Consider the following 25,420-nt stretch of genomic DNA (forward strand, 5'->3'; position numbering starts at 1 on the left):
CTCTAACGCACTGATGTTCAGCAAAATGCCCCTGCGTATCGCACTCGCCGCCGCCCTCGCGCTGGCCGGCCCCGCGCTGGCGCAATCCGATCAGGTCGATCCGTTCATCGGCACCGGCGGCGAAGGCCATACGTTCCCCGGTGCGGTCGCGCCGTTCGGGATGGTGCAGCTGAGCCCGGATACCGACACGACCTGCACGATCCGCGACTGCTATGCGCACGCCGCGGGCTATCGCTACACCGATCCGACGATCCAGGGATTCAGCCACACGCATTTCTCGGGCGCGGGACATTCCGATCTCGGCGATATTCTCGTGATGCCGGTGTCGGGCGACGCGGTGCCGATCGAACCGGGCGACCCGGCGAAGCCGGGATCCGGCTATCGCTCGCGCTTCTCGCACGACGGCGAAATCGCGCGGCCGGGCTATTATGCCGTCACGCTGACCGATGCGGGCGTGCGCGCCGAGATGACGGCGGGCACGCGCGTCGGCGTGCATCGCTACGCGTTCGCGCCGGGCCGGGCGGCGCATCTCGTGCTCGACCTGCGATCCTCGCTGTACAATTATCCCGGCAAGATCCTGTGGTCGTCGCTGCGCCTGCTCCCGGACGGGACGATCACCGGCGCGCGCGAGACGCGCGGCTGGGCGCCCGATCGCAAGCTGTATTTCGCGATGCGCTTTTCGGCGCCGCTCAAGACGCATGCCTTCGTCAGCACCGAGAAGGACGTGCCGTACAAGGGCTTCCAGGGGCCGGGCCGCGGCACCGACGATGTCGCCGAACGCGCCGGGCGGGCGTTGGTCGCGCGGCTGGATTTCGGGATGCTGGCCAAACCGCTGGAGGTGAAGGTCGCGATCTCGTCGGTCGACGCGGCGGGCGCGCTGAACAATCTGGCGAGCGAGCCGGGCGACTTCGACGCGGTCCGCGCCAAGACCAAGGCGGCGTGGGACACGGCGCTGGGCGCGCTGACGATCGCGGCACCGGCGGGCATGAAGACCAGCGTCATGACCGCGCTGTATCACAGCCTGCTCGCGCCGTCGGTCGCGGGCGATGCCGACGGGCGCTATCGCGGGCCGGACAATCAGGTGCACGTGGCGAAAGACTATACCTTCCGCTCGACCTTCTCGCTCTGGGATACGTTCCGCGCCGAACATCCGCTGCTGACCCTCGTGCAGCCGGCGAAGACCACCAGCGACGTCGTCCGTTCGCTGATCGACAGCCGGCGCGACAGCCCGTTCGGCATCCTGCCGGTGTGGCAGTTCCAGGGGCGCGAGACCTGGACGATGATCGGCTACCATGCCGTGCCGGTGATCGCGGATGCCTATCTGAAGGGCATTCGGGGCTTCGATGCCGATGCCGCGTTGGACGCGATGATCGCGAGCGCGACCTACGCGCCCTATGGCGGGCTGGGCGACTATATGAAGCTCGGCTACGCCCCGATCGACACGGAGCCGGAGGCGGCCTCCAAGACGGTCGAATATGCCTATGACGACTGGACCATCGCCCGCATGGCGCGCGCGATGGGGCGCACGGCGGTCGCCGCGACGTTCGAGCGTCGCGCGGGCAATTGGCGCAACACGTTCGATGCGAAGACCGGCTTCGTCCGCGCGCGCAAGAGCGACGGATCGTTTCGCGTGCCGTTCGATCCGACCGCGATCAATTACGGATCGGATTATACCGAAGGGAACGCCTGGCAATATAGCTGGTTCGTGCCGCAGGATCAGGCCGCGCTGACGACCGCGATGGGCGGCGATGCGGCGACGGTCGCCAAGCTGGATGCGATGTTCGACTACGACAATTCGAAGCTCGATTATTCGCATGCCGAGGATATCGCCGGACTGATCGGGCAATATATCCATGGCAACGAGCCGAGCCATCACGTCGCGTATCTCTACACTTATGCCGGCGCGCCGTGGCGCACGCAGGCGCGGCTGACGCAGATCGTCGGCAGCCAGTACAAGCCGACGCCGGACGGCCTGTCGGGCAATGACGATCTCGGCCAGATGTCGGCCTGGCTGGTGTTCACGTCGCTTGGGTTTTACCCGGTCACGCCGGGCAGCCTGGAATATGTCATCGGCCGGCCGTTCGTGTCGCGCGCGACGCTCGCGCTGGCCGGGGGCAGGCGCTTCACGATCGTCGCGGACGGGCTGGACGATGCGCACCCGTATGTCGGCAGGGTGATGCTGAACGGAAAGCCGCTGACGCGCGGCTATATCCGGCACGACGAGATCATGGCCGGGGGCGAATTGCGCTTCGCGATGCAGGCCGCGCCGAACACGACCTGGGCGACGCAGCCGGCCGACCGGCCTTATTCGATGAGCACGGCGCGGCAATGACCGATCCGCTTCACGCCGAGGGCGCCGATTCCGCGGGCGCGGTGCCCGGGAACGTCCGGCATCCCCCCTGGCTGCTGATCTCGATCGGCGCGCTCGGGCTTGCCGTGCTGCTGGTGGCTGGGATCGGGGCACTGATCGATCGCGGGGCGCAGTTCCGCATCGATGCCGCGATCATGCTGTGGACGCGCCACGGCGCGATGCACGGCGTGCCGATCGGCCCGGCCTGGGTGCGGGCGGCGATGGTCGACATCACCGCGCTGGGCGGCGTGACCGTGCTGACCCTGGTGACGATCGTCGTCGCCGGGTTCCTCGCGCTGAAGCGGTTGTGGCTGACGTTGATGCTGGTGCTGGCGGGGACGATCAGCGGGGCGATCGCGGTGGCCACGGCCAAGGCGATCGTCGCGCGGCCGCGCCCCGCTCTGGTCGACCATCTGGTGCAGGTGTCGTCCGCCAGCTTTCCGAGCGGGCACGCGACGAGCAGCGCGATCGTCTATCTGACGATCGCGGCGCTCGTCATGCAGATCGTGCGCGGGCGGCCGTTGCGGATCTATATCCTGGGCACGGCGATCGTGCTGGTGACGCTGATCGGCTGCAGCCGGGTCTATCTCGGCGTGCATTGGCCGAGCGACGTGCTGACCGGCTGGGGCTTCGGATCGCTCTGGGCGCTGATGTGGTGGGGGATCGGCGCGTCGATCCGGTTGCGCCGTGCCGGCGAGTCAGGTCGCCAGGCCAGCGAGTAGCGCCCGCGCAGCCTTCAGGTGCGGCGCGTCGATCATCTTGCCGTCGAGCGCGAGCGCGCCCGCGCCGGGATTGGCATCGAAAAGCGCAATCACCGCGCGGGCCTGCGCGATCTCGGGTTCGGACGGGCTGAACGCGGCGTTGATCACCGCGACCTGAGCGGGGTGGATCGCCATCATGCCGGTAAACCCGTCGCGCCGCCCGCGCGCGGCATAGGCGGCGAGGCCGTCGAGATCGCGGAAGTCGGGATAGACCGTCTCGATCGCCGGCACGCCCGCGGCATGCGCGCCGAACAGGGTGAGCGAGCGGGCGAGCTGGTAAGGCGCGGTATAGCTGCCGTCGGCCTCGCGCGAGGTGGTCGCGCCGATCGCGGCGGGGAGATCCTCCGCCCCCCAGGTCAACCCGGCCAGGCGCGGGGTGACGCCGCCATAGCCGCCCAGCGCGAAGATCGCCGCCGGGGTCTCGCTGGCGATCGGCAGGATCATCGTGTCGCCGCTGAGCTTCGCATCGAGCGCGGCGAGCGATGCGCCACCTTCCGCCTTGGGCAGCATGATCCCATCGGGCCGGGCGGGCAGCACCGCCGCGAGATCGTCGTCGCTGAGGCCGGAATCGAGCGGGTTGATCCGGACGAACACGGTCGCCCGCCGCTCCGTGCGCAGGAACGCCGCGACCATGTCGCGCGCCGCCGGTTTCGCGGCTGCCGCGACGGCATCCTCCAGATCGAGGATCAGCGCATCCGCACCCAATGCCAGCGCCTTCTCCATCCGGTCGGGCCGATCGCCGGGAACGAATAAAAGCGATCTCAGGCGCGGCATTCCGGCTCTCCGTTCATATTGGGTGCAGGATGACCCTAGCTATGGGCGAAGCGCTCGGGAAGCGCGATGAGTGGTCTTGAGACTTTGTATCATATCATCTATCGCGCCGCACAACGAAACCAAAAGGGCCGTATATGATTCGCCATTCCCTGCTCGCCGGCACCGCCTTGCTGATCGCATCCCCCGCCCTGATACCGACAGCCGGGGCGCAAACGGCCCCCGCTGCGCCGCCGCCCGCCGAAATCATCGTCACCGCGCCGGTGCGGCAGAGCGAAACCGACGTGTTGCAGGGCACGTCGATCCTGACCGGCGAGGAACTGACCCGCGAATTGCGCCCGACGATCGGCGAGACGCTGGCGCGCCAGCCGGGCGTGTCCGCCTCCTCCTTCGGTCCCAACGCCTCGCGCCCGATCCTGCGCGGCTTCCAGGGCGAACGCATCCGCGTGCTGACCGACGGGATCGGATCGATCGACGTTTCGAACACGTCGGCCGACCATGCGGTGATCATCGATCCGTTGCTCGCCGAGCGTATCGAGGTGCTGCGCGGGCCGTCCGCCTTGCTGTTCGGATCGTCGGCGGTGGGCGGCGTGGTCAACGTGGTCGACACGCGCATCCCGCGCAGCGTGCCGGAGAAGGGCTATCGTTTGAACGGCATCGCCAATTACGGCAGCGCCGCGAACGAGCGGTCGGGTGGCTTGGCGGGCGATGTGGCGGTCGGCGAGCATCTCGTGCTGCATGCCGACGGATCGTACCTGAAGAGCGACGATCTGCGCATCGGCAAGGGCTATCTGCTGTCCGATACGGCGCGCGCCGCCGCGCTGTCGCAGGTCGGCCTGCCACAGGATCCGAATGCCGAGCCGATCGACTTCGCCGCCTCCGCTGCGTTGCGCAAGAAACTGCCGAATTCCGCGTCGGAAACCTGGACGGCGGGGGCGGGCGCGTCGATCATCACCGATGCCGGCTCGCTCGGCGTGTCGTACAGCCATTATGACAGCCTGTACGGTGTGCCGATCCGCTTCGCGACGGCGGTCGGGCAGGAGCAGGAGGCACCACGGCTCGACGTGGTGCAGAACCGCGTCGATCTGCGCGCCGAGATCAATACCGGCGGCGACTTCCTCGACAAGATCCGCCTGCGCGCGGGCCAGGCGAGCTATCGCCATTTCGAACTGGAAGAGGACAATTCGGTCGGCACCGCGTTCTTCAACAAGGGGCTCGAGGGCCGATTGGAACTCGTCCAGAAGAATCGCGGCGGCTGGCAGGGCGCGTCGGGCGTGCAGTTCTTCAACCGCATCTTCGACGTGAAGGGTGACGAGGCATTTCTGCCGAAAAACGAGACCAGCCAGACCGGGCTGTTCACGCTGCAACAATATAGCAGCGGCGCGTTCAAGGCCGAGGGCGGCTTGCGCTACGAATTCACCGACGCCGCCGCGCGCACGCCGGCCGACGATCTGCGCTTCTTCCGGGGCGAGCGCCATTTCCAGGCCCTGTCCGGTTCGCTCGGCGGGTCGTACGGCGTGACCGACTCGCTGCGCTTCGGCGTCAACGTGTCGCACACCGAGCGTGCGCCATCGGCCGAGGAACTGTTCGCCAATGGCGGCCATGCCGGCACGCAGGCCTACGAACTCGGCAATCCCGACTTCAAGCTGGAGAAGAGCTGGGGCGTGGAGGGCACGATGCACGCGCATGGCGACGGCTTCAGCTTCGACGCGTCGGTCTATTACACGCGCTTCTCCAATTACATTTCCGAGAACCAAGTCGCGCAGGGCATTTGCGAGACCGCCGCCGCGCCCTCCGGCCGCGACGTCGACCTGCCGTGCTTCCAGTATCAGCAGGCCGATGCGCGCTATTACGGCGCCGAGGCCGACGCCTCGATCCGGCTCGCGCGGATCGGCGGCTACACGATCAACGCCGATCTGCTGGGCGATTACGTGCGTGCCAACGTGATGGATCAGGGGCCGATCCCGCGCATCCCGCCGGCACGCGTGCTGGGAGGGCTGGAAGCGCAGGGCGACACCGTCCAGGCGCGGATCGAGGCGGAACACGTGTTCGACCAGAACCACATCGCCACGTTCGAAACGCCGACCGACGGCTACACGATGGTCAACGCCTCGATCGGCTTTTCGCCGTTCGGCAAGGCGAGCAAGACCAGCCTGTTGATCAGCGCGAACAACATCTTCGATGTCGAGGCGCGGCGTTCGGCGAGCTTCCTGAAGGATTTCGCACCGCTGGCGGGCCGGGACATCCGCGCGACGTTGCGGTTCGGGTTATGACGCCCGGCCCGTAGCGCGGGCTCAGACGACGTTCTGCCCGATCGTTTTCGCGAAGGTCAGGGTGAAGCTCGCGCCGCCGGTCGCGCCGTTGGCGGCGGCGACGTCGACCTGCATCGCATCCGCGAAGCCCTTGACGATGGCGAGGCCCATGCCGCTGCCGCCGTTACGGTCGCTGCCTTCGCCGCGCGCGAAGAGTTCGAACAGGTCCTTTCCGGTATCCGGCAGGCCCGGGCCGTCGTCGCGGATGTCGAGCGTGACGGCGCTGCCGATCCGGGTGCCGACGATTGCGATCCGGCCGGCGGCGGCATGTTGCGCGGCGTTGTTCAGCAGGTTGACGAGGATGTGGTGCAGCAACGTGGGGTCGGCCCGGACGAGCGGGAGGTCCGGCGGCACCTGAAGATCGATGCGCCGGTCGTGCAGCAGATCGCGCGAGGCGTCGACCGCGCCGTTCACCGCATCGGTCAGGTCGATCGGTTCGAGCGAAAGCTGCACCGCGCCGCTGTCGAGCCGGACCATCGCGACGAGATTGTCGAGGAAGCGCCGCAGCCGCTGCATCTCGCTGCGCGCGACGGGGATGGCGGGCGCGTCGGGATGTTCGGCGGCGAGCGTATCGATCGCGCCGGAGGCGGCGGCGAGCGGGGTGCGCAGATCGTGGCCGATCGAGGACAGCAACGCGGCGCGCAACCGGTCGCGCTCCTTCAGCAGCGACAGTTCGCGCATCTCGCCGTCCAGCCGCAACCGTTCCTGCGCGAGCGACGCCTGGCCGACCAGGGTGGAGAGCAACACCGCGCGGTCCGCCGGCACCGGCTCTGCCCCGTCGTCGCGCGAGACGCCGAGCAAAGCGAGCACGCCGAGCGAGGTCTTGAGCGGATGGAATTGCCAGTCCGCGCCGTTCAGGGTGGTGGTGCCGTAGCCGGTGGTCTCGCCCCGCCGGAACGCCCATTCGGCGGCGGCGAGATCGATCGGGGTGAGAGCGGCGTCCGCCGGCGTGGCGGCGACGATCGTCGCGCGGCCATCGCGGTCGCCGAGCAGGACCGCGTTGACGTCGAGCAAAGCGGCGACCTCGGCACAAATCGTCTCCGCCGTGCTCTGCGCATCCGACACGCGGGTCAGCGATTGGGCGAACGCGGCGAGCGCGGCATTCTCGCGCGCGCCGCGCACCCCGATCGCGGCGCGCGAACGCATGTTGCCGGTCAGGCGGCTGATCAGCACCGCGACGCCGAGCAGGATGACGAAGGTCAGCACGCTCTGCGGATCGGCGATGGTCAGCGTGTGGATCGGGGGCAGGAAGAAGAAGTTGAAGGCCAGCGCGGCGAGCACGCCGGCCAGCACGCCCGGGCGCAGGCCGAAGCGGCTCGCCGCGCCGACGACCGGCAGCAGATAGATCAGGTCGAGCGCACCGGTGCCGATCAGCGGCTCGACGAAATACGCCAGAATCGTGGTCGCGGCGACCAGCAAGCTCGCCCACAGATAGGGCAGCAGCGGATCGTCGAACCGCCGCCGCGTGCGTGGCGCCTCTCCGGTCGCCGGGATGACGTGGACGGCGAGGCCGGTGGAATCGCGCAGGATCGTATCGACGACCGAGCCGTGGCGCATCTCGAACCACCAGCTGCGGCGCGACTTGCCGATCACCAATTGCGTCGCGCGCATCGTCGCGATCTGCGCCTGTAGCCCGGCGATGACGTTTTCCGCCGGCACGGTGACGATCGTCGCGCCGAGGCTGGCGGCGAGGCGCAAGGTGGCGGCGACGCGGGCCTTTTGGTCGGCGTTATAGGCTTCGGCGCGGGCGGTTTCGATGAACACCGCCGTCCACGGCGCCTTGAGGGCATCGGCGAGGCGCTTGGCGGTGCGGACCAGGGCATCGACACCGGGCAGATCGCCGACCGCGACCAGCACGCGCTCGCCGGCGGCGAAGGTGCCGGTGGCGGCGCTGGCGTCGAGATGTTCGAGCATCTGGCGATCGACATTCTCCGCCGCGCGGCGCAGCGCCATTTCGCGCAAGGCCGAGAGGTTCGCCTTGGAGAAAAAGTGCCCGAGCGCGCGGGTCGCCTCGGCGGGGATGTAGACCTTGCCCTGTTGCAGCCGCTCGATCAGCTCGTCGGGCGGGATATCCACCACCTCGATCTCGGCATCTTCCAGCACGTGATCGGGCACGGTTTCGCGCACGCGGACGCGGGTGAAGCTGGCGACGAGATCGTTGAGGCTCTCGACATGCTGGATGTTGAGCGTGGTGTAGACGTCTATGCCCGCGTCGCGCAGTTCGGCGATGTCCTGCCAGCGTTTGGGATGACGGCTGCCCGGCGCGTTGGAATGGGCGAGTTCGTCGACCAGAGCGAGCTGCGGCGCGCGGGCGAGCACGGCATCGAGGTCCATCTCGGTCAGCGGCTGTCCGCGATGATCGATCCGGCGGCGGGGGATGATCTCGAGCGGGGCGACCAGCGCCTCGGTTTCGGCACGGCCATGCGTCTCGACGATCGCGAGGACGACGTCCGTCCCGGCGGCGGCGCGGGCGGCGCCTTCACCGAGCATCTCGAAGGTCTTGCCGACGCCGGGCGCGGCACCGAGGAAGATCTTCAGCTTGCCGCGCTGCTCGCGTTGCGCGGCTTTCAGTAGCGCGTCGGGGGAGGGGCGGGCGTCGGTCATGGCTCATGCGCCTCGTCGTCACCCCGGACGTGGTCCGGGGTCCACCGTGCCGCATACTCACCGGCCGGAGAGCGTGCGGCACGGTGGACCCCGGAACACGTCCGGGGTGACGGAAGGGGGGCGGGGCTGGCGCAAATCACATTTACCGTATGGCGCGGGCAGCAGGCCAACGCCACGCCGCACCCCCGATCTTTATGCGATCTTTACGCGAACCGAGCGCATTCGCCCGCGCATCTTAATGCCGCTCCACCCTAGATGCACTGCCGACCCCGGCGCGCCTGCCGGGCGTGGAGGCATTCCATGACCGATATCCTGTGGCTCGGCGCGCTCGCCGGGCTGTTCGCGTCGACCCTCGCCTATGCCCGTCTGTGCGACGAAACCGGCAAGGGATCCTGAGCGCCATGAGCCTCAACCTCATGCTGGCCGCGATCACCGCCGCCGCCTTGCTCCTCTATCTCGTGGCCGTGCTTCTGCGGCCCGAGCGATTCTGAATCGAGCCGCGCCATGACGCTTCAGGGCTGGGGGCTGATCGCCCTCTTCATCATCATCCTGTGGGTGCTGACCAAGCCGATCGGGCTGTGGCTGTTCGCGCTCTACGAAGGCCGCGCCACGCCGCTGCACCGCGTGCTGGGGCCGGTCGAGACCGGGTTCTACAAGTTCGCCGGGATCGATCCGAACGCCGAGCAGGGCTGGCGGCGCTACGCGGTGCACATGCTGGTGTTCAACCTCGTGCTGCTGCTGCTGACCTATGCGGTGCTGCGCCTGCAGGGCGTGTTGCCGATGAACCCGCGCGGATATGCCGGGATCGCACCCGATGGGGCGTGGAATACCGCGATCAGCTTCACCACCAACACCAACTGGCAATGGTATTCGGGCGAGGTCGCGCTGTCGAACTTCAGCCAGATGTTCGGCCTGACGATCCACAATTTCCTGAGCGCCGCGACCGGCATCGCTTTGGCGTTCGCGCTGTTCCGCGGCTTCGCGCGGCGCGAGAGCAAGACGGTGGGCAATTTCTGGGCCGATACGACGCGCGTGACGCTGTATCTGCTGCTGCCGATCTCGATGCTGTACGCGGTCTACCTGATCGCCAGCGGGGTGCCGCAGACGCTGGCGCAGTCGGTCGACGTGACCACGCTGGAGGGGATCAAGCAGACGATCGCGCTGGGGCCGGTGGCGAGCCAGGAAGCGATCAAGATGCTCGGCACCAATGGCGGCGGCTTCTTCAACGCCAACAGCGCGCATCCGTTCGAGAACCCGACCGCCCTTACAAATCTGGTGCAGATGCTGTCGATCTTCGCGATCGGCTTCGGCCTGACATGGTGCTTCGGCAAGGCGGTCGGCAACACCAGGCAGGGCTGGGCGATCCTGGCGGCGATGACCCTGCTGTTCGTGGCCGGCGCGGGCGTGACCTATTGGCAGGAAGCCGCCGGGAACCCCGTATTGCATCATATCGGCGTCGCGGGCGGCAATATGGAGGGCAAGGAGGTGCGCTTCGGCATCGCCGCATCCGCGCTCTTCTCGGTCGTCACCACCGCCGCCTCGTGCGGGGCGGTCAACGCGATGCATGACAGCTTCACCGCGCTGGGCGGGATGATCCCGCTGATCAACATGCAATTGGGCGAGGTCGTCGTCGGCGGCGTGGGTGCCGGGATCTACGGCTTCCTGCTGTTCGCCCTGCTCGCGGTGTTCGTCGCCGGGCTGATGGTCGGGCGGACGCCGGAATATGTCGGCAAGAAGATCGAGGGGCGCGAGGTGAAGTTCGCCGTGCTGGCGATCGCGGTGCTGCCGCTGATGATCCTGGGCGGGACGGCGCTGGCGGCGGTGCTGCCGGGCGGGCTTGCCGGGCCGCTGAACAAGGGGCCGCACGGCTTTTCCGAAATCCTTTATGCGCTGACCAGCGCGGTCGGGAACAACGGATCGGCCTTTGCCGGGCTCACCGCCGGAACGCCGTTCTACAACGGGCTGCTGGGCGTGGCGATGTGGGTCGGGCGGTTCTTCGTGATCGTGCCGATGCTGGCGATCGCCGGGTCGCTCGCGGCGAAGAAATACACGCCGCCGTCCTCGGGGTCGTTCCCGACGACCGGACCCCTGTGGGTCGGCCTGCTGGTCGGGATCATCCTGATCCTCGGCGGCCTGACGTTCCTGCCGTCGCTCGCTCTGGGGCCGATCGCGGATCATCTGGCGATGATCGGGGGGACGTTGTCGTGATCGATACTTGCCCCATTCCTCGTCGTGACCCCGGACTTGTTCCGGGGTCCACTCCGCCCCCCTTGCCGCTGCCGGTTTGGCACGGTGGACCCCGGAACAAGTCCGGGGTGACGGAAACTCTTTTCGGACACGCCCGATGACCCAACAGACATCCATCTTCACCATGAGCCTGATCGGGCCGGCGTGTCGCGACAGCTTCAAGAAGCTCGATCCGCGAGCCTTGATCAAGAATCCGGTGATGTTCACCACCGCCGTCGTGGCGATGTTGCTGACCGTGCTGCTGATCCTCGGCGGCGAGCCGCTGGGGGTCGGGTTTCAGATCCAGCTGATCGTCTGGCTGTGGCTGACCGTGTTGTTCGGCACCTTCGCCGAGGCTCTGGCCGAGGGGCGGGGGCGGGCGCAGGCCGCGTCGCTGCGCGCGACCAAGGCGGACCTGAAGGCCAAGCTGCTCATCGGCGTGGCCAATGCGTGGGAACTGGTGTCCGCCGCGCGGCTGGGCAAGGGCGATGTGGTGCTGGTCGAGACAGGCGACCTGATCCCGGCGGACGGCGAGGTGATCGAGGGCGTCGCCTCGGTCAACGAGGCGGCGATCACCGGGGAGAGCGCGCCGGTGATCCGCGAGGCGGGCGGCGATCGGTCGGCCGTGACGGCGGGCACGCGCGTCCTTTCCGACCAGATCAAGGTGCGCGTCACCGCCGAGCCGGGCCAGGGTTTCCTCGATCGCATGATCGCCCTGGTCGAGGGTGCCGAGCGGCAGAAGACGCCGAACGAGATCGCCCTGACGATCCTGCTCGTCGGGCTGACGATCATCTTCCTGATCGCGGTCGGCACGATCCCGGCATTCGCGCATTATGCCGGCGGCACCGTGCCGGTGGCGATCCTGGCGGCGTTGCTGATCACGCTGATCCCGACGACGATCGCGGCCTTGCTGTCGGCGATCGGGATCGCCGGGATGGACCGGCTGGTGCGCTTCAACGTACTGGCGAAATCGGGCCGGGCGGTCGAGGCGGCAGGCGATATCGACGTATTGTTGCTCGACAAGACCGGAACGATCACGATCGGCGACCGCCAGGCGAGCGAGTTCCGCGCGGTGAGCGGCGTGAGCGTCGAGACCCTGGCCGAGGCGGCCTTGCTGGCGAGCTTCGCCGACGAGACGCCCGAAGGCCGGTCGATCGTCGTGCTGGCGCGCGAGCAATACAAGCAACGGCTCGACGCGCTGCCGGCCAGTGCCGAGGTGATCGCCTTCACCGCCCAGACCCGGGTGTCGGGCGTGCGCGTGGGCGACAGCGTGATCCGGAAAGGTGCGGTGGATTCGATCCTGCGCGCCGATCCCGGTCTGGGCGAGACGCCGGCAGCGGTCGAACTGCGCAAGATCACCGAGCAGATCGCGCGCGGCGGCATGACGCCGCTGGCGGTGTCGCGCGACGGCAAGCTGCTGGGCGCGATCGCGCTGAAGGACGTGGTCAAGGCCGGGATCCGCGAACGCTTCGGGGAATTGCGCGACATGGGCATCCGCACGGTGATGATCACCGGCGACAACCCGCTGACCGCCGCCGCGATCGCCGCCGAGGCGGGGGTGGACGATTTCCTCGCCGAGGCGACGCCGGAAGACAAGCTGGCGCTGATCCGCAAGGAACAGGAAGGCGGGCGGCTGGTCGCGATGTGCGGCGACGGTACCAACGATGCGCCGGCCTTGGCGCAGGCGGATGTCGGCGTGGCGATGAACACCGGCACGCAGGCGGCGCGCGAGGCGGGCAACATGGTCGATCTCGACAGCGATCCGACCAAGCTGATCGAGGTCGTCGGGCTGGGCAAGCAATTGCTGATGACGCGCGGCGCGCTGACCACCTTCTCGGTCGCCAACGACGTGGCGAAGTATTTCGCGATCATCCCGGCGATGTTCGTCGTGCTCTATCCCGGGCTGGGCGTGCTCAACGTGATGGGCCTGGCGACGCCGCAATCGGCGATCCTGAGCGCGATCATCTTCAACGCGCTGATCATCCCGCTGCTGGTGCCGCTGGCGCTGAAGGGCGTGGCGTATCGGCCGATGCCGGCCGGGCCGCTGCTGGCGCGCAATCTCGCGGTTTACGGACTTGGCGGGCTGCTGGCGCCGTTCGTCGGGATCAAGCTGATCGATCTCGCGGTGACCGGGATCGGGCTGGCGTGAGACCACACCCAAGCGCTTCCCCGGCGCAGGCCGGGGTCCAGTCGCGATGGCCGAGGTGACTTCGTGCAACGCGCGCCAATGATCGTCTCCCGACTGGACCCCGGCCTGCGCCGGGGACGCAGAAAGGAAACAAAGGAACAGAAGACATGCTGACCGATTTCAAGACCGCCCTCCGCCCCGCGCTCGCGCTGACGCTCGCCTTCGCGCTGCTGCTCGGCCTCGCTTATCCGCTCGCGCTGACCGGCATCGGGCAGGCGGTGTTCCCGGCGCAGGCCAATGGCAGCCTGATCGTGCGGGGCGGCAGGGCGATCGGGTCCAGCCTGATCGGTCAGGGTTTCACGGGCGCGCGCTATTTCCATGGCCGCCCGTCGGCCGCCGGCAGCGCGGGCTATGATGCCAGTGCCTCGTCCGGTTCGAATCTCGCCCCGACCTCGAAGGTGCTCGCCGACCGAGTCACCGCCGATGTCGCCGCGGCGAACAAGGCTTCACCGGGTATTTCGGTCCCCGCCGATCTGGTGACGACCTCCGCCTCGGGGCTCGACCCCCATATCAGCCCCGAGGCGGCTTTTTATCAAATCGCGCGCGTCGCCCGCGCCCGAGGCATCGCGCCGGCGGCCTTGACGGCTCTGGTCGAGCGGCAGACGGAGCGTCCGTTGCTCGGCCTGCTCGGCGAACCGCGCGTCAACGTGCTGGACCTGAACCTGGCGCTCGACCGGGTGGCGGCGAAGCCGTAAGCGTTGCGGCGATGCCGCCCGCCCCCAAGATCCTGATCGTCGAGGACGACACGCACATCCGCCGCCTGCTGCGCGTGGCGGCGGAGCGTGCGGGATACCGCGTCGGGGAGGCGGCGAGCGCGCGCGAGGGGCTGTCGCTGCTCGATATCGACAAGCCCGACCTGGTGCTGCTCGATCTCGGCCTGCCCGACCGCGACGGGATCGAACTGATCCAGCTGTTCAAGGCCAAGGGCGCGACGGTGATCGTCGTCTCCGCGCGCGCCGACACGGACGAGAAGGTCGCGGCGCTCGATCTCGGCGCGGACGATTATCTGACCAAGCCGTTCGATACCGAGGAACTGCTCGCCCGCATCCGCACCGCGTTGCGCCACCGCATCACCGATCAGGGCGTGCAGGCGGTGATCGTCGCGGGCGATATCGCGATCGACCTCGACCAGCGCCGGGTCTCGCGCGCCGGGGCGGAGGTGCATCTGTCGCCGAAGGAATATGGCGTGATCGCCGAACTGGCGCGGCATCCCGGGCGGATCGTCGGGCATGCGCAATTGTTGCGAGACGTTTGGGGGCCGGCGCAGGCGGACCGGCTGGAATATCTGCGCATCGTGATCCGCAACCTGCGCCAAAAACTGGAGGCGGACCCGTCGCGGCCGCAGCGCATCCAGAACGAACTCGGCGTGGGATACCGGCTGGCGGTCGACCGGTAGGCCGGTTCAGCCCTGCCAGCCGCCGCCCAACGCCTTGAACACATCGACCTGCCGATCGACCAGCAACGCATCCGAGGCGGTGAGATTGGCCTCGGCGGTGGCGAGCGCGGCCTGCGCGGTGAGCAGCGAGAGGAAATCGGTGCGGCCGAACCGGTAGAGCTTGCCGGCCTGATCGGCGGCGGTCGCGGCGCTGCTGCGAGCCCGGGCGAGCGCGGCATTGCGGTCGCGTTCGCGGGCATACGCCGACAGCGCGGTTTCGGTCTGGCGCAGCGCCTCCAGCACGCCGCCATCGAACGACGCCAGCGCGGCATCGGCGCTGGCCCCGGCCTGAGCGATGCGGGCGCGGACGACCGGACGGTTGGGGAAGCTCCAGCTGATCAGCGGCCCGAGGCCGATATGGAACGCGTCGCCCGACCCGAAGGCCGAGACCGGTCCGGTAAAGCCGACCGATCCGCCGAGGCTGATCTGCGGATAGAGATCGGCGGTGGCGACTCCGATCCGCGCGGTCGCGGCGGCGAGCGATCGTTCGGCAGCGCGCACGTCGGGGCGGCGGCGGATCAGCGCCGCACCGTCACCGATCGGCATCGGGCGCGCCATGACCGGTGGCGTGGCGCAGACCTCGACGTCCTTCGGATAGCTGGCCGGCGGGCGGCCCATCAACGTCGCGAGGCGATAGAGCGCGGCGGTGCGGGTGGCGAGGATCGCCGGGATCAGCGCCGCGCTCTGGTCGACCGCGGCGTTGGCGCGGGTCACGTCGAACGCGGTGCCGCGCCCGCCGCGCTGCAGACGCTGGGTGACGCCCAGGGTGCGCCGCTGCGTGGCCAGCACGCGGTTGTTGGCGGCGAGCGTCACGTTGGCCGAGCAGGCTGCGGCATAGCTGCGCGCGACTTCGGCCGCGACGGTGACGCGGACGTTGTCGCGCGCGGCGGCGACCGCCTCGGCGTCGCCGCGGGCCGCCTCGATCCCGCGCCGGATCTTGCCCGACAGATCGAGCGGATAAGCGAGGCCGAGGCCGAGATCGTAGCCGACCGTGCCGGGCAGGCTGGTGCCGGTGCCATATGGCCGGGCCAGCGTCGCGCCGCCGCTGAGCGTGGTGCCGAGCGCGCGACCCGCCGCGACCTCCCGCACCACCGCGTCGGCGCGGGCGAGATTGGCATCGGCGGCGCGCAGATCGGTATTGGCGGCCAGCGCCTCGGCAACGAAGCCGTCGAGCCGGGCGTCGCCGTACAGCCGCCACCAATGGTCGGGAAGGGGCACGTCGGCAAAGGCCTTGTCGTGGCCGCTGTCGAACGCTCCCTGCGCGGCGGGCAGATTGGCCGCGGCGCGATCGGGCAGGGAATAGTTCGGCCCGACCGTCGTGCAGGCCGAGGCGGACGCGGCGAGCAGGATCGCCAATACGCACCGCGTCATGCCGCCGCCTTCGGCACGATCGTGACGGTCGCGGTGCGACCGACGATCAGCGACACGCCGGCGGGCACCCGGTCCAGCTTCACGCGGACCGGAATGCGCTGTGCCAGCCGGACCCAGTTGAAGGTCGGGTTCACGTTGGGCAGCAGATTGCCGGTGGTGGTCCGCTCGGCATCGTTGATGCCGGCGGCGATGCTGTCGACATGCCCCGTCAACGCTCGCGGCTCGCCCATCAGGTGCACCGTCACCGCATCGCCGAGATGGATCTGGCCGAGCTTGGTCTCCTCGAAATAGCCCTCGACGCGAATCGAATCGGTATCCACCAGCGCCATCGCCTGCGCGCCCGCCGCGATGAAATCGCCCGGATGCAGATCGAGATTGGTGACGATGCCGTGGACGGAGGCGCGCACGGTGGTGCGATCGAGGTTCAGCGCGGCGGTCGACCGCGCGCTCTCGGCCTGGGCCAGCGCGGCGGACGCGGTGGCGACGCGCGCGACATTCTGTTCGTGCGTTTCCTTGGCGACCAGATCGCCGAGCGCGAGATCGCGCTGCGCCTCCCGCCGCGCCTGGAGCAGAGTGGCGCGTGCGCTCTGGATCGCCGCATCGGACTGCGCCAACGTCAGCGCGAAGCGCGGGCGATCGACCACGAACAGCACGTCGCCAGGCTTCACCGCCTGATTGTCGCGCACCGCGACCTGCGTGATCAGCCCGCCGACATCCGGCGTGACGCGCACGATATCGGCGCGGACATGGCCGTCGCGCGTCCACGGATCGGTTTCGTAGCGCCGCCACAGCCACACGGCGACCAAGATCGCGAGCACGGCGATCAGCACGGTGGCGAGGGAGCGGAGGGTGGTGGCGTAGAGCGGCTTCATGATGCGTGTCCGACTTGGCCGGTCGCAAGCGACAACAGCCCGAGAATGATGACGAAGAGCGCGAGATCGACCAGCGGCCGATAGACGATCAGCCGGTACGCCCCGATCAGCACCAGCACGCGCGTGGCGAGGCCGGTCAGCACGACCGCGAGGATGGCGAGCAGCAGGATGGTCGGCAGGTAGACGCCGCCGATCGACACTTCACCGGTCATGCCGCCGCCTCGTATGCCTGGGCCATGGGGAAGAGATTGCGGCGCAGCGAGGTGAGCGCGAGCACGCCGCGCCGCCGGCTCTGCGGATCCTCGCTCCGCGACAGGCCGGTCAGCGCGGCGTCGATCCCGTCGAGCAGCACCGGTTCGGGCGGGGCGGGACGATCGGCGCGCAGCGTGCGGTAATGCGTCGCCACGCCGCGCAGGACCGGCGCGATGATCGCGGATTCCTGCGCGGTGCCGTCGATCCGCAACTGGCGCAATTCGCCGACATTCACGCCGACGCGCAGATCGGTCAGCGCGTCGAGCAGGGGCTTGCCCGGGTTCTGGCCTTGCAGCGCGAGGCGCGGGGCGAGCAGGCCGATCCGGTCGAGCATGCGGCTGACCCAGCCCGGCGCGTCCGGCGGGCCGGGCGCCTCGCTCTTGCGCGCGAGTTCGGCCCAACCGGCGCGGATCAGGCGGCGCGCGCTGTTGTCGGTGCCGATCGTCTGGAACAGCCCGACCGTGACGACCGCGAACAGCGTGCCGATCAGCTGCGATACGCCGCCGTTGACGAACGTATCGAAACTGCCGCCATAGCGATCGTTCAGGCCCACGGTGTTGAGCCCGCCGAGCAGCGCGCCGAGCGTCACCAGCGTCGTCGCGGGACGTGCGAGGAACATGCCGCCAAGCAGCATCGCGGGCGAGAGCACGGCGATCAACGTGACGAAATCGGTGACTCGCGGCAGGATCGCGAAGGCATAGATCGCGGCCACGATCAGTCCGAGGATCGTGCCGTAGAAGAACGCCATGATCGACGGCGCGGGGTCGTCCGAATTGCCGAACAGCGCGCAGCATACGCCGGCGATCAGCACCGCGCCCGCGCCGTCGGTCCAGCCGGTGGCGATCCAGAAGGCGGAGCCGAGCAGGATCGTCGCGACCGTGCCGGCCGCCGCGCGGAGCGCAATGCCGCGATCGCGGTGCAGCGGGCGGCGGGCGCTGCGCGCGAGCAGGCCGGCGACGCTGGGCGTGACCGGCGCGCGGCTCGGCGAGCGGATCTGGTCGCGCAGGTCGCGGGCGTTGCGGTGCGCGTCGATCAGGTCGGCGAGGCGCGCCAGCACGCTGAGGCGCAGCGCGTCGCGCCAGACGAGCGTGTCCGTGACCGGCGGTTCGAGCGCGCGGGCGCGGGCGATCAGCGCATCGGCACTCGCCGACCGGTCCGCCAGCGGCGGCGGATCGCGCAGCCATTCGCGCACATCCTCGATCAGCGCCAGCGCCTCGGGCCGGGGCGCATCGGCACGGCGGAGCAATTCCGTGATCCGGTCATCGACCGCGCTGGCCAGGGGCAGCAGCATCGAGAGTTCGGCCTGCAGCGCGCGCAAGGTGCGCACGCGCGGCAGCAGCCGGGCGGTATCGAACGGCAGGTGGATCGACAATTGGTGCAGCTCGTTGATGTCGAGCGCGAGGCGGCGGCGATCGGCGTCGAGCGTTGCCGGCGTGCCCGCGCCTTTACCGGCCAGCGAATCGCGCGACCAGCGTTCGGCATCGGCGATGATCGCGTCGATCCGGGCGAGCAGGGTCGCGGTCACGGTCTGCGGGAAGACGAGGCCGTGGATCAGGCTGCCGCACAGGATGCCGATCGTGATCTCCTGCACGCGCAGGATCGCGGTGGTGAAGATCGCATCGGGGGCGAGCACGGAGGGGAAGCCGATGATGCTCGCGGTGTAGCCGGCGAGCAGGAAGACATAAGCGCGCGGCGTCCGGTCGAGCAGCGAGATGTACAGGCACAGGCCGAGCCACAAAGCGAGCGCCAGCGACAGCAGTTCCGGGGCATTGACCAGCCACGGCACAAGAACGACCGCCGCCATGGCGCCCAGAACGGTGCCGGCGACGCGGAACACCGCCTTGGACAGCACCGCCCCGGCGAGCGGCTGCGCGACGATGTAGGACGTCGTCACCGCCCAATAGGGCCGGGTGAGCCCGATGCGCAGCGCGATATAATAGGCCAGCGTCGCCGCGATCAGGCATTTGACCGAAAACAGCGCCTCGCGCGTGCCGAACCGTTCGAGGATCATGCGCCGCGCCGCCGCTGCTGGAAGCGCACCTCGAGCCGTTCGGCGACCGCGAGCGCGGTGGCGAGATCGGCGTCGCTTTCGCCCTCCAGCATATCGTGGCGCAGCGAGGCGAACGCCGCCTCGATCGTGGAGACGAGCGCCTGCCCGCGCGTCGTGAGCCGCACGCGGCTGACGCGGGCATCAACCGGGTCGCGGTGCCGTTCGATCAGCTCGGCCGCCGCCATCTGGTCGAGCAGCCGCACGAGCGATGCACCGGTGACGTCGAGTTCGCGCGCCAGATCGGTCTGCCGCACGTCGTTGCCGAGCCGCCCGACCTGCACCAGCGCCCAGCCGGTCGCGGCCGACACGCCGATCCCGTCGAGCGCGCGGTCGGCCGTCGCGCGCCACATCCGCGCGAGCGGCAGGAGCGTTCGGGCGTAACTCGCCTCGAGCGTGAATCGTTGCGATGTCATTAGGGTGCTAACTAATATCGCGACGTCGGGTTGCAAGGGTGGCGCGGGTTGAAGTGATTTTTTGTGGAGGTGTTCGGAGTATCCGAAAGCAGCACCATCCGGGCGCGGTCATCCGCGAATCGGAAAATGTCCGTGGGGCGTCCGACCGCGCCTGGATCCTGAAACAAGTTCAGGATGACGGATCTGTGTGGCGCAAGGGCATGCGAAGATCAGGGAACGAACGATAGCCACTGCCGTTTGAGCCCCCGACCCGGTGGCGCAGCATGCTTCCGAAATCAGCGCTTTGGATGTCTGGCTGGTCGTGAGACGAGTGTGCCATGCCATTGCTGACCATTTCCCACGTCACGACCTATACCTACCGACAGCCGGTGCGCTTCGGCGAGCATCGCGTGATGGTGCGGCCGCGCGAGAGTTTCGACCAGCATCTGATCTCGGCGACGCTGACGATCGATCCCGATCCGGTCGAAATCCGCTGGTTGCAGGACGTGTTCGGCAATGCGGTGGCGATCGCGACGTTCGACACGCCGTCCAAGCGCTTGGTGTTCAACAGCGAGGTGCGCGTCGATCATCGGCCGACCGAATTGCAGCATGTCGATATCGAGGATTATGCGCGGCTCTATCCCTTCACCTATTCGTCGGAGGAGATGCCGGACCTGTTGCGCTCGATCGAGCGGCAGCATGTCGACCCGCAGCGCCAGATCGACAGCTGGGCGCGGCGCTTCGTGAAGAGCGGCGCGGAGACCGATACGCTCGGCATGCTCAGCGACATGACGGCGGCGATCAAGCGCGACTTCACCTATGTCGGCCGGCCCGAAAAGGGCACGCAGACGCCGATCGAGACGCTGGCCAAGCGCAAGGGGACGTGCCGCGATTATGCGATGCTGATGATCGAGGCGGTGCGCGCGCTGGGCTTCGCGGCGCGCTTCGTCTCCGGCTATCTCTACAGCCCGTCGCAGCATGACCGGCATCTGGGCGGCGGCAACACGCACGCCTGGGTGCGCGTGTACCTCCCCGGCTCGGGCTGGGTCGAGTTCGATCCGACCAACGGCATCGTCGGCAGTCGCGGGCTGATCCGCGTGGCGGTGGCGCGCGATATCTACCAGGCCGTTCCGATCTCCGGCACGTGGAGCGGGTTTCCCGGCAGTTTCCTCGACATGACCGTCTCGGTCGACATCTCGGTCGATCGCGGCACCGAAGCACCGGGCGATGCCCCCCTCCTGAGAAAGTCCAAGTGATGCTGATCCGCGCCGGCTACGAGATCCGATACGAGACCGACGTTGCGACGCCGCTGATGGCGATGCTGAGCGTGCACCCATCGCGGCACAAGGATCTCGTCACCACGCACCGCATCGTCGCGTCGCCCGACGTGCCGATGTACGACTATCTGGATGCGTTCGGGAACGTATGCACGCGCGTGACGGTGCCGGCGGGCGGGCTGACGCTGTCGTGCGACTTCACGGTCGAGGATGACGGCCTGCCCGATCGCCTGTCGCCCGATGCCCAGCAGCACGCGGTCGAGGATCTGCCGGACGAGGTGCTCGTGTACCTGCTCGGCAGCCGCTATTGCGAGACGGACCGGCTGTCCGATACCGCCTGGTCGCTGTTCGGGCATATCGCGCCGGGCTGGGCGCGCGTGCAGGCGATCGTCGAATTCACGCACCAGCATATCGAGTTCGGCTATCATTTCGCGCGGCCGACCAAGACGGCATGGGATTCGTATCAGGAGCGCCAGGGCGTGTGCCGCGACTACGCGCATCTGGCGGTCGCCCTGTGCCGCTGCATGAACATCCCGGCACGCTATTGCACCGGCTATCTCGGCGATATCGGCATGCCGCCGCCTTATGCCGCGGGCGATTTCTCGGCGTGGTTCGACGTGTATCTGAGCGGGGAATGGCATACGTTCGACGCGCGCCACAACATGCCGCGCATCGGCCGGATCCTGATGGCGCGCGGGCGCGACGCGACCGATACCGCGCTGACGACGACGTTCGGGCCGGCGCAACTGGTCGGCTTCAATGTCGTCACCGACGAGGTGACGGGCTGACGCTTCGCCGCGCGAACCGGTCCAGATCGTCGGCGAAGTTGAAATTCGCGATCTCCTCGCCGGCATCGACGGCGATGGCTCCAATGCTGGCGGCCCAACGACGGACCGATCGATCGCCGTCCCGCGACAGGTGCCGGGCGAGATCTTCCGCAAGGCTCGTCGGCCAATATCCGATGATCGGCGTCTGTCGTACGAAGCGCGCGCCGCCGCTCGTGAGACGATCGAGCAAACCGGTGGGCAGCACCGGCGTGTCGCAGCCGATCGTAAGGACCGCGTCGAAACCGTGCGCGGCGGCATGACGCAGCGCGCCGCACACGCCGCCGAGGGGCCCGAGATCGGGGTTCGGCCAATCCGGGATCGTCTCCATCCCCTCCGGCGCGACGTCACGTCCGCACGCGACGGTCTTCGAGACCGTGGCGTGCACGACATTCGCGGCATGCGCGATCAGCGGCCGCCCTTCCAGCAGGGCCAGCGCCTTGTCGCTGCCGAAGCGAGTCGCCCGTCCGCCGGCCAGGACTGCGCCGAGCACCCTCATGACGGAATTGCGAGCATTGCATCGCTCCGCGCGAGCATCACGAGGCGCAGTCCGCAGGATGCGGCGCGCGCGATCGCCAGATCGGTCGCCGCGGAGATCGTCACCAGCAATGGGCAGTCGGCCAGCGCGGCTTTCTCGACCAGTTCGTAGGAGCAACGCGACGACAGCAGGGCGAACCCGCCGTCCCAGCCGATCCCCGCGCGCGCCATGGCGCCGATCAGTTTGTCGAACGCATTGTGCCGCCCGACATCCTCGCGCACCAGCAGCACCTCTCCGGCCGCCGAACAGAGCGCGGCGGCATGGACCGCGCCGGTCTCGCGATTGAGCGGCTGGCGCGCACGCAGATCGCCCAGCGCGCGGAACAGCGCCGGACCGTCCGCCCGGCTCCGCGCGGTCACGGCGGGCAGCGGGCGCAGCGCCTGTTCGAGATTCTCGATCCCGCACAGGCCGCACGACGATTCAGACACCCGGTGGCGCACGCGATCGAGCACCCCGTCCGCACATTCCCGCGCCAGCGTCACGCGCAGAATATCGCCTTCGGGGCGGGGATGAACGTCGATCTCCAGCACCGACGCGGCCCCCGGGATCAACCGTTCGCTCAGTGCGAAGCCGATCGCGAAGTCCTCGCGGTCCGCCGGCGTCGCCATCATCACGGCATAGCCGATCCCGTTGAACTCGATCGCGATCGGCCGTTCGACCGCGACCGCGCGCGTGACGGCCTCGCCTCCGCCGTCCGCGCGGAGGCGATCGAACAGGTGTGGCACGGATCCCTCGCTCATCGCCTCGTCCTAACGCAATTCCGGGTCTCGCCAACTGTTTGATTTCGCCTGTTTGCGCAGCCGTTCTGCGCTACGGTGCGTTATTGCGACCGACCCTTTTCGGCAGGAACCCTTCGATGACCAAGCAGAAGTCCGACGCGCCCGACATCACGCCGTTCAAGGGCCCGGCCGGTGGCTGGGGATCGGTGCGATCCCTGGCGGAAATCTTTCCGCGCGAACGCGTGCCGCCGGAAACGATGCGCGAGATGGTGCGCCAGAACAAGCCCGACGGCTTCCAGTGCGTCAGCTGCGCGTGGCCCAAGCCGAAGCATGCCCATCCGGTGGAATTCTGCGAAGAGGGTGCGAAGGCGACCGCGTGGGAGCTGACCACGTATCGCACCACCCCCGAATTCTTCGCGCAGCATACGCTGACCGAGTTGCGCACCTGGAAGGATTACGATCTCGAGCAGAATGGCCGCCTGACGCATCCGCTGCGCTACGATGCGGCGACCGACAAATATGTCGCCTGTTCGTGGGAGGAGGCGTTCGACGAGATCGGCGCGACGGTGCGGCCGATGGTGCCGAAATCGGTGGTCTTCTATTCCTCCGGCCGCACCAGCCTGGAGGCGTCGTACATGTACGGCCTGATGGCACGGATGTACGGCAACCAGAACCTGCCCGACAGTTCGAACATGTGCCACGAATCCACCTCGGTCGGCCTCAAGGCGGCGATCGGCGTGCCGGTCGGCACGACCCGGCTCGAGGATTTCGAGCATTGCGACATGATCCTGTTCTTCGGCCAGAATGTCGGATCGAACGCGCCGCGCATGCTGCACGATCTGCGCAGCGCGCGGAAACGCGGCGTGGAAATCGCGACGTTCAATCCGCTCAAGGAACGCGGGCTGGAACGCTTCACCGATCCGCAGAACCCGTTCGAGATGGCGACGCTCAAGGAGACCAACATCTCCACGCAATATCATCAGGTGAAGGCCGGCGGGGACATCGCGGCGATGATGGGCATCGCGAAATTCCTGGTCGAATGGCACGACGCAGCGATCGCCGGCGGCGAGCCGGCCGTGCTCGATACCGCGTTCATCGAAGCGCATACCAACGGCTTCGAGCCGTTCGTGGCCAAGGTGCGCGAGACGGCGTGGGACGATATCGAACGTGAGAGCGGCCTGCCCAAGGCCGAACTGGAAGAGACGGCCCGGCTCTATGCCAAGGCCAAGGCGGTGCTGGCGATCTACGGCATGGGCCTGACGCAGCATGTCAAAGGCGTCGAGAACGTCCGCATGGTCGTCAACCTGCTGCTGCTGCGCGGCAATATCGGCAAGCCCGGCGCGGGGCCGACGCCGGTGCGCGGCCATTCCAACGTTCAGGGCCAGCGCACCGTCGGCATCACCGAGAAGACCGAACTGGTCCCGGTCGAGCGGCTGGAGGCGCAATACGGCTTCACCGCGCCACGCGATAAGGGGCTGGACACGGTCGAGGCCTGTCGCGGCGTGATCGACGGATCGGTCAGGGCGTTCATCGCGCTCGGCGGAAATTTCCTGCGTGCGGTGCCGGAGACCGGGCCGATGGAGGCGGCGTGGCCGAACCTAGATCTGTCGGTGCAGATCGCGACCAAGCTGAATCGCAATCATCTGTTTCCGGGCCGGGTGACATACCTGCTGCCGTGCCTCGGGCGGATCGAGACCGATGTGCAGGCGAGCGGCCCGCAGATCGTGACGGTCGAGGATTCGAGCAGCTGCATCCACGCCTCGCGCGGCAAGGCGACCCCGGCGAGCGAACATCTGCTGTCCGAACCCGCCATCGTCGCGGCGATCGCCAAGCGCATCCTGCCGCACAATCCGAAGGTCGATTGGGACGCGTGGGTCGCCGACTATGCCACGATCCGCGACGCGATCGAGGAGACCTATCCGCAGGTCTTCCCGGATTTTAACAATACGCTGTTCGAACCCGGCGGCCATTGGAAGGGCAACAAGGCGAGCGAGCGCATCTGGTTGACGGAAAGCGGCAAGGCGGAATTCCTGACCCCGACCGGCCTGTCGGCGACCGGATTCGCCGAAGCCGAGGGGCGTTTTCGGTTGATGACGTTGCGCTCGAACGACCAGTTCAACACGACGATCTACGGCTATCACGATCGCTTTCGCGGCGTGAAGGGCACGCGCGACGTGCTGTTCATGCATGCGGCGGACATGGCCGCCGCGGGCCTGAAGGAGAACCAGATCGTCGCGCTGGAAAGCGATGCCGACGACGGCATCGTGCGACGCCGCGAGGGGCTGATCGTCACACCCTACGACATTCCGCGCGGCTGTCTGGGGGCCTATTACCCCGAGTGCAACGTGTTGATGCCGGTGGAGCATCATGCCGAAGAGAGCCATGTCCCGGCGGCGAAATCGGTGCCGGTGCGGATCGTCGCGAGATCATCCGTCGGTCGTTGAGCCCACCCGTCATCCTCGCCGTCGCGGGGATGAC

20 protein-coding genes are annotated in these 25,420 nt (G+C 68.3%); 11 read left to right on the forward strand and 9 right to left on the reverse strand.

The window, feature by feature from the left end:
* Window positions 1-25: 25 nt before the first annotated feature.
* Window positions 26-2,332: a GH92 family glycosyl hydrolase gene (locus ASG11_RS03520; protein WP_201781261.1), complete on the forward strand. Its 2,307-nt coding sequence runs from the start codon at window positions 26-28 to the stop codon at window positions 2,330-2,332.
* Window positions 2,329-3,072: a phosphatase PAP2 family protein gene (locus ASG11_RS03525; RefSeq protein ID WP_201781262.1), complete on the forward strand. Its 744-nt coding sequence runs from the start codon at window positions 2,329-2,331 to the stop codon at window positions 3,070-3,072. Before ASG11_RS03520 ends, ASG11_RS03525 begins: the two co-directional genes overlap by 4 nt.
* Here the strand turns inward: ASG11_RS03525 and ASG11_RS03530 are convergent.
* Complete coding sequence (locus ASG11_RS03530) at window positions 3,049-3,885, reverse strand: HpcH/HpaI aldolase/citrate lyase family protein (RefSeq protein ID WP_055775264.1); 837 nt, start codon at window positions 3,883-3,885, stop codon at window positions 3,049-3,051. The genes ASG11_RS03525 and ASG11_RS03530 overlap by 24 nt on opposite strands.
* 134 nt (window positions 3,886-4,019) lie before the next feature.
* On the opposite strand from ASG11_RS03530, the gene ASG11_RS03535 reads away from it, so the two are divergent.
* Window positions 4,020-6,155 (forward strand): TonB-dependent receptor, encoded by a 2,136-nt coding sequence (locus ASG11_RS03535; RefSeq protein ID WP_201781263.1) that lies wholly within the window; start codon window positions 4,020-4,022, stop codon window positions 6,153-6,155.
* 21 nt (window positions 6,156-6,176) lie between these two features.
* Here ASG11_RS03535 and ASG11_RS03540 read toward each other — a convergent pair whose 3' ends face one another.
* Window positions 6,177-8,798 (reverse strand): sensor histidine kinase, encoded by a 2,622-nt coding sequence (locus ASG11_RS03540; protein WP_055775267.1) that lies wholly within the window; start codon window positions 8,796-8,798, stop codon window positions 6,177-6,179.
* A gap of 401 nt (window positions 8,799-9,199) precedes the next feature.
* On the opposite strand from ASG11_RS03540, the gene kdpF reads away from it, so the two are divergent.
* The 5 genes from kdpF to ASG11_RS03565 all read left to right on the forward strand — a co-directional run bounded on the left by kdpF (window position 9,200) and on the right by ASG11_RS03565 (window position 14,608).
* A complete protein-coding gene (gene kdpF, locus ASG11_RS03545) occupies window positions 9,200-9,289 on the forward strand; it encodes a K(+)-transporting ATPase subunit F (RefSeq protein ID WP_055775269.1) in 90 nt (29 codons plus the stop codon).
* Window positions 9,290-9,302: 13 nt separating this feature from the next.
* Complete coding sequence (gene kdpA / locus ASG11_RS03550; protein WP_055775272.1) at window positions 9,303-11,006, forward strand: potassium-transporting ATPase subunit KdpA; 1,704 nt, start codon at window positions 9,303-9,305, stop codon at window positions 11,004-11,006.
* A 136-nt stretch (window positions 11,007-11,142) separates the two neighbouring features.
* The gene (kdpB, locus tag ASG11_RS03555; protein WP_055775275.1) at window positions 11,143-13,173 is read left to right on the forward strand and encodes a potassium-transporting ATPase subunit KdpB; all 2,031 of its coding nucleotides are present in this window, start codon (window positions 11,143-11,145) and stop codon (window positions 13,171-13,173) included.
* 146 nt (window positions 13,174-13,319) lie between these two features.
* Window positions 13,320-13,907, forward strand: coding sequence for a potassium-transporting ATPase subunit KdpC (kdpC, locus tag ASG11_RS03560; RefSeq protein ID WP_055775278.1), 588 nt, complete (start codon window positions 13,320-13,322; stop codon window positions 13,905-13,907).
* Between the two features lie 11 nt (window positions 13,908-13,918).
* Entirely contained in the window at window positions 13,919-14,608 is a 690-nt protein-coding gene (locus tag ASG11_RS03565) for a response regulator (protein WP_055775282.1), read from the forward strand.
* Between the two features lie 6 nt (window positions 14,609-14,614).
* On the opposite strand, the gene ASG11_RS03570 is transcribed toward ASG11_RS03565, so the two are convergent.
* Genes ASG11_RS03570 through ASG11_RS03590 form a run of 5 tightly spaced genes read right to left on the reverse strand, consistent with a single transcriptional unit; the run spans window position 14,615 to window position 19,605 of the window.
* Window positions 14,615-16,018 (reverse strand): TolC family protein, encoded by a 1,404-nt coding sequence (locus ASG11_RS03570; RefSeq protein WP_055775284.1) that lies wholly within the window; start codon window positions 16,016-16,018, stop codon window positions 14,615-14,617.
* Window positions 16,015-16,890 (reverse strand): efflux RND transporter periplasmic adaptor subunit, encoded by an 876-nt coding sequence (locus ASG11_RS03575; RefSeq protein ID WP_055775287.1) that lies wholly within the window; start codon window positions 16,888-16,890, stop codon window positions 16,015-16,017. Before ASG11_RS03575 ends, ASG11_RS03570 begins: the two co-directional genes overlap by 4 nt.
* A complete protein-coding gene (locus ASG11_RS03580; protein WP_055775290.1) occupies window positions 16,887-17,102 on the reverse strand; it encodes a DUF1656 domain-containing protein in 216 nt (71 codons plus the stop codon). Before ASG11_RS03580 ends, ASG11_RS03575 begins: the two co-directional genes overlap by 4 nt.
* Window positions 17,099-19,153, reverse strand: a complete 2,055-nt coding sequence (locus tag ASG11_RS03585) for an FUSC family protein (RefSeq protein WP_055775293.1) — start codon at window positions 19,151-19,153, stop codon at window positions 17,099-17,101. Before ASG11_RS03585 ends, ASG11_RS03580 begins: the two co-directional genes overlap by 4 nt.
* Window positions 19,150-19,605: a MarR family winged helix-turn-helix transcriptional regulator gene (locus tag ASG11_RS03590; protein WP_055775295.1), complete on the reverse strand. Its 456-nt coding sequence runs from the start codon at window positions 19,603-19,605 to the stop codon at window positions 19,150-19,152. The genes ASG11_RS03585 and ASG11_RS03590 overlap by 4 nt, the downstream gene beginning before the upstream one ends.
* 317 nt (window positions 19,606-19,922) lie before the next feature.
* Between ASG11_RS03590 and ASG11_RS03595 the strand changes: the two genes are divergently transcribed.
* Together ASG11_RS03595 and ASG11_RS03600 are read left to right on the forward strand one after the other, a co-directional pair.
* On the forward strand, window positions 19,923-20,840 hold the full coding sequence (locus ASG11_RS03595) for a transglutaminase family protein (RefSeq protein ID WP_055775298.1): 918 nt from the start codon (window positions 19,923-19,925) through the stop codon (window positions 20,838-20,840).
* Window positions 20,840-21,649, forward strand: a complete 810-nt coding sequence (locus ASG11_RS03600) for a transglutaminase-like domain-containing protein (RefSeq protein ID WP_055775301.1) — start codon at window positions 20,840-20,842, stop codon at window positions 21,647-21,649. Before ASG11_RS03595 ends, ASG11_RS03600 begins: the two co-directional genes overlap by 1 nt.
* Here the strand turns inward: ASG11_RS03600 and mobA are convergent.
* Window positions 21,627-22,184, reverse strand: a complete 558-nt coding sequence (gene mobA, locus ASG11_RS03605; protein WP_055775304.1) for a molybdenum cofactor guanylyltransferase — start codon at window positions 22,182-22,184, stop codon at window positions 21,627-21,629. The two genes, ASG11_RS03600 and mobA, sit on opposite strands and share 23 nt — an antisense overlap.
* Window positions 22,181-22,963 carry a formate dehydrogenase accessory sulfurtransferase FdhD gene (gene fdhD, locus ASG11_RS03610; RefSeq protein WP_055775307.1) on the reverse strand — a complete coding sequence of 261 codons (783 nt, stop codon included), beginning with the start codon at window positions 22,961-22,963 and terminating at the stop codon, window positions 22,181-22,183. The genes mobA and fdhD overlap by 4 nt, the downstream gene beginning before the upstream one ends.
* A 116-nt stretch (window positions 22,964-23,079) precedes the next feature.
* On the opposite strand from fdhD, the gene ASG11_RS03615 reads away from it, so the two are divergent.
* Entirely contained in the window at window positions 23,080-25,386 is a 2,307-nt protein-coding gene (locus ASG11_RS03615) for an FdhF/YdeP family oxidoreductase (RefSeq protein WP_055775310.1), read from the forward strand.
* Window positions 25,387-25,420 lie beyond the last annotated feature (34 nt).

The organism is Sphingomonas sp. Leaf357, assembly GCF_001423845.1.
Taxonomy (GTDB): domain Bacteria; phylum Pseudomonadota; class Alphaproteobacteria; order Sphingomonadales; family Sphingomonadaceae; genus Sphingomonas.

What these genes read in the sequence shown, in the direction of transcription:
- ASG11_RS03520 (WP_201781261.1), top strand. Translation starts at nt 26, where the DNA reads ATGCCCCTGCGTATCGCACTCGCCGCCGCCCTCGCGCTGGCCGGCCCC.
- ASG11_RS03525 (WP_201781262.1), top strand. Translation starts at nt 2,329, where the DNA reads ATGACCGATCCGCTTCACGCCGAGGGCGCCGATTCCGCGGGCGCGGTG.
- ASG11_RS03530 (WP_055775264.1), bottom strand. Translation starts at nt 3,885, where the DNA reads ATGCCGCGCCTGAGATCGCTTTTATTCGTTCCCGGCGATCGGCCCGAC.
- ASG11_RS03535 (WP_201781263.1), top strand. Translation starts at nt 4,020, where the DNA reads ATGATTCGCCATTCCCTGCTCGCCGGCACCGCCTTGCTGATCGCATCC.
- ASG11_RS03540 (WP_055775267.1), bottom strand. Translation starts at nt 8,798, where the DNA reads ATGACCGACGCCCGCCCCTCCCCCGACGCGCTACTGAAAGCCGCGCAA.
- kdpF (WP_055775269.1), top strand. Translation starts at nt 9,200, where the DNA reads ATGAGCCTCAACCTCATGCTGGCCGCGATCACCGCCGCCGCCTTGCTC.
- kdpA (WP_055775272.1), top strand. Translation starts at nt 9,303, where the DNA reads ATGACGCTTCAGGGCTGGGGGCTGATCGCCCTCTTCATCATCATCCTG.
- kdpB (WP_055775275.1), top strand. Translation starts at nt 11,143, where the DNA reads ATGACCCAACAGACATCCATCTTCACCATGAGCCTGATCGGGCCGGCG.
- kdpC (WP_055775278.1), top strand. Translation starts at nt 13,320, where the DNA reads ATGCTGACCGATTTCAAGACCGCCCTCCGCCCCGCGCTCGCGCTGACG.
- ASG11_RS03565 (WP_055775282.1), top strand. Translation starts at nt 13,919, where the DNA reads ATGCCGCCCGCCCCCAAGATCCTGATCGTCGAGGACGACACGCACATC.
- ASG11_RS03570 (WP_055775284.1), bottom strand. Translation starts at nt 16,018, where the DNA reads ATGACGCGGTGCGTATTGGCGATCCTGCTCGCCGCGTCCGCCTCGGCC.
- ASG11_RS03575 (WP_055775287.1), bottom strand. Translation starts at nt 16,890, where the DNA reads ATGAAGCCGCTCTACGCCACCACCCTCCGCTCCCTCGCCACCGTGCTG.
- ASG11_RS03580 (WP_055775290.1), bottom strand. Translation starts at nt 17,102, where the DNA reads ATGACCGGTGAAGTGTCGATCGGCGGCGTCTACCTGCCGACCATCCTG.
- ASG11_RS03585 (WP_055775293.1), bottom strand. Translation starts at nt 19,153, where the DNA reads ATGATCCTCGAACGGTTCGGCACGCGCGAGGCGCTGTTTTCGGTCAAA.
- ASG11_RS03590 (WP_055775295.1), bottom strand. Translation starts at nt 19,605, where the DNA reads ATGACATCGCAACGATTCACGCTCGAGGCGAGTTACGCCCGAACGCTC.
- ASG11_RS03595 (WP_055775298.1), top strand. Translation starts at nt 19,923, where the DNA reads ATGCCATTGCTGACCATTTCCCACGTCACGACCTATACCTACCGACAG.
- ASG11_RS03600 (WP_055775301.1), top strand. Translation starts at nt 20,840, where the DNA reads ATGCTGATCCGCGCCGGCTACGAGATCCGATACGAGACCGACGTTGCG.
- mobA (WP_055775304.1), bottom strand. Translation starts at nt 22,184, where the DNA reads ATGAGGGTGCTCGGCGCAGTCCTGGCCGGCGGACGGGCGACTCGCTTC.
- fdhD (WP_055775307.1), bottom strand. Translation starts at nt 22,963, where the DNA reads ATGAGCGAGGGATCCGTGCCACACCTGTTCGATCGCCTCCGCGCGGAC.
- ASG11_RS03615 (WP_055775310.1), top strand. Translation starts at nt 23,080, where the DNA reads ATGACCAAGCAGAAGTCCGACGCGCCCGACATCACGCCGTTCAAGGGC.